The organism is Halomonas sp. BC1 (assembly GCF_002078135.1).
GTDB classification, from domain to species: Bacteria; Pseudomonadota; Gammaproteobacteria; order Pseudomonadales; family Halomonadaceae; genus Vreelandella; species Vreelandella stevensii.
On record NZ_LFGS01000019.1, the window covers coordinates 546,505 to 551,801 of the forward strand.

General features: G+C 56.4%; 9 protein-coding genes. 3 read left to right on the forward strand and 6 right to left on the reverse strand.

The genetic code is table 11. From position 1 onward, the window contains the following. The 5 genes from B7L72_RS16585 to B7L72_RS16605 form a co-directional block, all read right to left on the reverse strand. Nucleotides 1-690: NgoMIV family type II restriction endonuclease (locus B7L72_RS16585; RefSeq protein WP_081195573.1), on the reverse strand; the 690-nt coding region annotated here is incomplete at its 3' end. Beyond that, nucleotides 690-1,646 (reverse strand): DNA cytosine methyltransferase, encoded by a 957-nt coding sequence (locus tag B7L72_RS16590; protein WP_081195574.1) that lies wholly within the window; start codon nt 1,644-1,646, stop codon nt 690-692. The genes B7L72_RS16585 and B7L72_RS16590, both read right to left, overlap by 1 nt. Nucleotides 1,647-2,055: 409 nt before the next feature. Next, nucleotides 2,056-2,475 carry a type II toxin-antitoxin system HicB family antitoxin gene (locus B7L72_RS16595; protein ID WP_016914543.1) on the reverse strand — a complete coding sequence of 140 codons (420 nt, stop codon included), beginning with the start codon at nt 2,473-2,475 and terminating at the stop codon, nt 2,056-2,058. Nucleotides 2,476-2,512: 37 nt separating this feature from the next. After that, nucleotides 2,513-2,695, reverse strand: a complete 183-nt coding sequence (locus B7L72_RS16600) for a type II toxin-antitoxin system HicA family toxin (RefSeq protein ID WP_081137457.1) — start codon at nt 2,693-2,695, stop codon at nt 2,513-2,515. A gap of 117 nt (nt 2,696-2,812) precedes the next feature. Next, nucleotides 2,813-3,169 (reverse strand): baseplate J/gp47 family protein, encoded by a 357-nt coding sequence (locus tag B7L72_RS16605; protein ID WP_081195575.1) that lies wholly within the window; start codon nt 3,167-3,169, stop codon nt 2,813-2,815. Between the two features lie 87 nt (nt 3,170-3,256). Between B7L72_RS16605 and B7L72_RS16610 the strand changes: the two genes are divergently transcribed. The 3 genes from B7L72_RS16610 to B7L72_RS16620 all read left to right on the forward strand — a co-directional run bounded on the left by B7L72_RS16610 (nt 3,257) and on the right by B7L72_RS16620 (nt 4,802). Continuing rightward, nucleotides 3,257-3,508, forward strand: coding sequence for a type II toxin-antitoxin system RelE family toxin (locus B7L72_RS16610; protein ID WP_039176369.1), 252 nt, complete (start codon nt 3,257-3,259; stop codon nt 3,506-3,508). A 36-nt stretch (nt 3,509-3,544) separates the two neighbouring features. Continuing rightward, the gene (locus B7L72_RS16615; protein ID WP_039176367.1) at nt 3,545-3,907 is read left to right on the forward strand and encodes a helix-turn-helix domain-containing protein; all 363 of its coding nucleotides are present in this window, start codon (nt 3,545-3,547) and stop codon (nt 3,905-3,907) included. 319 nt (nt 3,908-4,226) lie between these two features. Continuing rightward, a complete protein-coding gene (locus B7L72_RS16620) occupies nt 4,227-4,802 on the forward strand; it encodes a hypothetical protein (RefSeq protein WP_176212907.1) in 576 nt (191 codons plus the stop codon). 21 nt (nt 4,803-4,823) lie between these two features. Here B7L72_RS16620 and B7L72_RS16625 read toward each other — a convergent pair whose 3' ends face one another. Beyond that, nucleotides 4,824-5,288, reverse strand: coding sequence for a helix-turn-helix domain-containing protein (locus B7L72_RS16625; protein WP_081195734.1), 465 nt, complete (start codon nt 5,286-5,288; stop codon nt 4,824-4,826). Between the last annotated feature and the right edge of the window lie 9 nt (nt 5,289-5,297).

A 5,297-nucleotide genomic window follows, 5' to 3' on the forward strand; every position in this document is an offset into this window, starting at 1 on the left:
GGCAAGCCGACTTGGGGTAGGTTCTGCAGTCACCACCACCACATGTGGCAGCCTGCCTTTACGGTTGCGTATCAGGTTCAGCGCTTCCGAACGGGCATTTTGGGCTCTATCGCTGCGAATCGTCCACTTACAGGAAATGCTCGCATGTAGCAGTGGCAAGCCGCCGTTTTGCTTGCGAAGGCTGGATAGCGTGGTGACCTCACCATCAACCAGCTGACTATGTCGGTTGATGGCTTCATCGTCTTCGGCTTCACGGACCACGACGATATCTGGGGTGATGGTGTAGTCGCTACCCAGCGCCGCGGCGAGTTCGCTATCGGCCTTTGCGGCTTTATCCAGCGCGACTAAGTGAGCGTATTGTTCGTAGCGGGCAATCTCCAGCCGGTTACGGCCGCCGACCTGGTGAATATCCCAGGTGCCTGGCCGAAGGTGTTGGAGCTTAAGGAAAGCTTCTTCGACAAAGTGAGCGCAGATGGTTTCAAACTGGTTGCCAGAGGTCTGGCCTGCAATGCGTTCGCCAATGGTTTCTGCTTTTAATAGGTCGGCGATGCCTTTAGCGATAGCTTTGCTGGTTCGGTTACTGCCATCAGCGTTGCTGACCACGCCTTTCTCGTTAGTGGTCAGTGTCGCTTTCAGCAATTCGGCATGAAAGGCTTTCCGTAGCTGTCCAAATTCTGACGCTGTTCCCATTACGCCACCTTGTAAATACGTTTAGCCGATAGTGCGTGAAAGATCTGTGAGGCGACGGCTGCCGCGACAGGGGGAGGGAAAGCATTACCAATTTGACGATATGCCGCCGTTTTCTTGCCGAAAATTTCCCAGTCATCGGGAAAGCCTTGAATTCTGGCCGTCATTTTGGGGGTGAGCTTTGGCATACCCTCAAAGTCTTTCTCCGGAGGCTCGTTCGCCAGGACGTGACCATTCACGCCCAAAGCAGCCCATGCTTTCTTCGCTCGGGTAGGGCCTAAATCAGGGCCGCCGTGTTTCTTGGATCCGCCTACCAGGGTGGGCGCAATGGTGTTGGCTTGTTTCGCCCACTCTTCGGCACCTTCCCATCCACCTTCTTTCATCAGGTCGAGCAGTAGCTCGCCAACCGTCGGCGGCGCGACTTTCAAGGGTTCTGGCCACGAGAAGTGCTCTGATAGCTCTTTGCGGATGCCTACACAGACGACCCTGGGGCGTAACTGAGAAACGCCAAAATCCGATGCATTTAGAAGTCGCCAACCGGTTTCATAGCCGAGTGCGTTGAGCTGATGTTCTACTTTTTGGCGGTAGTCATCAAAGCGTGCATCCATAAGCCCACGTACATTTTCAAGCATGACGGCTTTAGGACGGCATTCATCCACTAGGCGGATTGCTTCGGGGAAAAGATCCCTCTCGTCTGCTTCACCAAGCTGCTGGCCGGCCTTGGAAAAAGGCGGGCAGGGAACGCCGCCTGCGAGCAAATCGACGCCGAAGTAGGGAAGCCCATTGAACAGCCGTAAGTCTTCTTCCTTGACGTTCCATTGCGGGCGATTCAGCCGCAGCGTGGCACAGGCGGGTGGCTCGATTTCCACGAGTGCTTCATGGCCAAATCCCGCCCGCTCTATGCCCAGCGCTTGCCCACCCGCGCCTGCACACATTTCAAGGGAAGTGAAACGACCCATAATATCCTCACTAATAAAACGATCGAGCAGCGATGGCGAAAGCCATGCGCTACTCGATTTTGATCAACAGTGTATCACGTTGGTGGTGTAATTCAGGCCTACCGCTGGTGAGCCGGAGTAGCTGACTAGCCTCAAGAACGTATTTCAAATACATGGCTGTATATACAGTATTAGGTTCTTGGTAAACGACAGTCAAATTTTAAGATCCGTTGCTAAATATAGAGCCAGCACACTGGGCGGTGTAGACAATTTCTTACACAAGAATCAGCGATGGCTTACAGCCGCCTGGATGATTTTTTGAGAAGATAAATCAGTCGCTTGGAAGCACGCGGGACGGACTCCGCCTCGTCAGAAGGATGCGGCACCGATATCCCCAGCCATGGAATGGCTGGGGGTTTTTGTTTGGGGCTTAGCTGGCTTGTTTGTTCCTGGCCAGTTCGGCCATGGCGACGCGGGAGAGAAAGCCAGAGCGGGTTTTGTCGCCGGGGTGGCGGGCGACGAAGTCGTCGATCTGTTTGACCAGGAGGTCGGGCAGGGTGACGTTGATCTTGTGGCTTTTGCCCAGGTACGGGGTGACGTCTATATCGACGACGGCCCAGATCCAGCCAGTGAAGTCGGGATTGTCCATGTGGTGTTCGATGGACGTGGCTTCGGGGATGGGATCGCCGTACTCGACCGCGACTTCCAGCCAGCCATCGATGGCTTCTTTGGCGTTGGCCAGGGCCTCTTCGAAGGTGTCGCCTGCGGAGTGGCAGCCGGGCAGGTCGGGCACGACGACGCCATAGGCGTGTTGTTCGTCGCCGCGTTCAATGGCAATGGGAAATAACATGGCTCACCTCTATCAGTGGGGGCAGCAGTGGCCAGCCTCATTCGAGGCCAGCGCTTTTCCTGATTCCTTTGACCAATCCCGTTTTCAGATCCTTTTTCGGATGTGGCACGGTGATGGTGCCGGGTTTGGTCGGGTGCCTGAAGTGGTGGTGGCTGCCTTTGACTCTGAGTAATGTCCATCCATCCGCTTCCAGTTCCTTGATCAGTACTCTGCTGTTCACCTCCTGCCCCTTTGTCGTTGAACATGGGGTTACTATAACCCTGAAATGTGAGCCTGTCAAAATTTATAACCCCAATAACCCTGTTTGCTGTTCAGAGAGCCAATGGTTTGTGTACCGCTAACGCCTCTCCATACGAATGCTGCAGGTATACCCCTGCTCCGTGAAATTGTGCGTGACCTCGCTTATCAGCCAGGCCGTGGCGTCGATCTGGGGCTTGAAGCCTGCGAGCGTGAGCGGTGTTTCGGGCAGTAGGTCGGGGCCGATGCGCAGGGCCAGCATCGCCGTGATGCTGAACGGCAGCAGGGTGGCGGCTTGCACGGTGAGGCGATCCGTCAGCGGGCGGCGTTCATCGACGCGCTTGCGAACGGCGTCCAGCAACGCTTTGCTGGGTTGGCCATCGGCTTCGCGGAAGAGAATGGTAAGCACGACCTCCACGGATTCCGGGCTGGCCACCGAGCGTGGGGTTAGTGACACCGAATAGGCTGGCGGGAATGATGGATGTTTTTTAGCTAAAAGCTAAAATTTTTTGCTTCTAATTCGCTGTTAGCTATAATGGTGGCAATGAAAACGATCACTTACCGTAAAAGCGCGTTGAAGGTGTTGCAGCGAATGCCGCGACCTGAGTCGAAGCGCATACAAGGCAAAATCAAGGCCTATGCGGAAGACCCGGAAAGCCAGCGCAACAATGTGAAGGCCTTGAAGGGGAGCGATTATATTCGGTTGCGGGTAGGCGACTGGCGGGTGATCATCGACGAGCATGGCGATGTACTCGACATCATTAACATCGGTGCCCGTGGCGGCGTTTATCAATAAAGTGCCCATAGCACTAGACAATTTACAGGAGGCTGCATGAGCATACCTCAAATTATTCAAACGCCCACGGGCGAGCGGTTAGTGGTTCTGCCTGAGCAGGAGTACCAGGCGTTGCTTGCGCGGCTGGAAGACCAGGACGATATTGACGCTGCCAACGCGGTGGTGGCGCGTGGTGAAGAGTCATTTCCTGTGGCGGTTGTGGATGCGCTGCTGGATGGCGTGGCACCCGTGAAGGTGTACCGCGAATACCGTGGACTACGTGCAGGTGAGCTGGCGGAAAAAGCAGGGATCAGCCAAGGGTACCTTTCCGAAATAGAGTCAGGGAAAAAAAGCGGCTCGTTGAGTGTGCTGACCCGTATTGCGACTGCTTTAGAGGTTGAACTGAGCGACCTTACCTAGCCATCCCTCTTTCCCTACGATAGATGAGCCGCACCCGCTGGGCGTACTCGACGCGGGGCGGTCGCGGGTGACGCGATCTTTCAGGCCGCGCTGGTGGGTGGTGGCTTCTGGCGGCGACGCGCGCGAAGGCGTTCGATGGGGTGGCTTTTGCAAAGGGATGAAGCGATGTCGATATCCATAACCCCAGCAATTCCGCGTGTCCTTCAAAGCGCTTCTCAAGCCTGGTCTGATATTGGGTAAATGCTTGCATCACTTTGCGTTTTTTGTGGTCAAAGGCGGTATGGTAGGTATCCGCCAATAACAAGGGGAAGACGTGGTGATGGGGAAAGCGCTAGGTTACGCAGGAGCCGCTCTGCTGGGTGCGTTGATGTTGCAGGGCTGCAGTGGTCCCGAAGAGGAGGCGCCGGCAGAGGCGGTGCAGGTGGAAGAGACCGCCGCGGCCGAGCCAGTGGCGGAAGCCGAGCCCATCGAGCCGCTGGAGGTAGAGGTGTCGACCTCTGCTCAACTACTCTCTGACCGCCGATTGATGATTGCGGGCCAGACCAACTTGCCGGATGGAGCCCAGCTACAGGTCGTGGTCGAGCGTGAGCTGAGCCGAGTGCGCTGGCAGGCACGTACTCAAGTCAGGGAAGGGCAGTTCGAAGTCGGGCCGCTGGGTACGGGGAGTGGGCTGCCGGATGGCGGTTACGTGGTGCGAGTACAGCTTTCCGAAGCCGCTGTTCAGCCAGCCAGCGTGCGGGCACGGATTGGTGATCTGGGTGAGCATTTGGCGGGAGAGCTGGTCAGCCAGTCCCGCCATGGGTTGGGTCAGGTGGCCACCTACTCGCGGCGTCTCTTGATAGGCAGTGAACCAAGACGAACGCGCGACCAGGTGGACGTGTTTGAGGACAATTAGGGGCGGGGAGGTAAAGATGCTTTAGGCAGCACACCAGTGGGCAAGCAGAACGGCATGGATCGACGTGCTATTGGGCGCTTTTGTATAGTGCTCAATGACGTATTGATCATCCCGTTGTACCAGGTAATGCCCAGCCTTGTGGAACACGTGTGTCGGGCCGAGGAGCAGCAGGTCTCCCGCCGACGCTGGTGAAAAATCTGCTTCCTTGGCAGGTGTCACCATCACGCAAGGTGCTTTCCAGTCGATCTTCAACGGCAGGTGATGCGGCACGGTGATAGCAGTGGCCTGAACCTGTTCCCAGGGGAGGGGACCAGTATGGTTCAGGGTGAGCAGTTGTGGCGCGCTGTCTCCTTCCAATAGGGTAGCTAGCGAGCAATCCAGTGCGTCCGCGAGCGCCACCAGGCGTTCATGGCCGATCTGTTTGATTGCCCCAGATTCCCAATAAGAAATGGTGACATCCGACACGCCAACTTTACGTGCTAGCAGCCTGTCGGT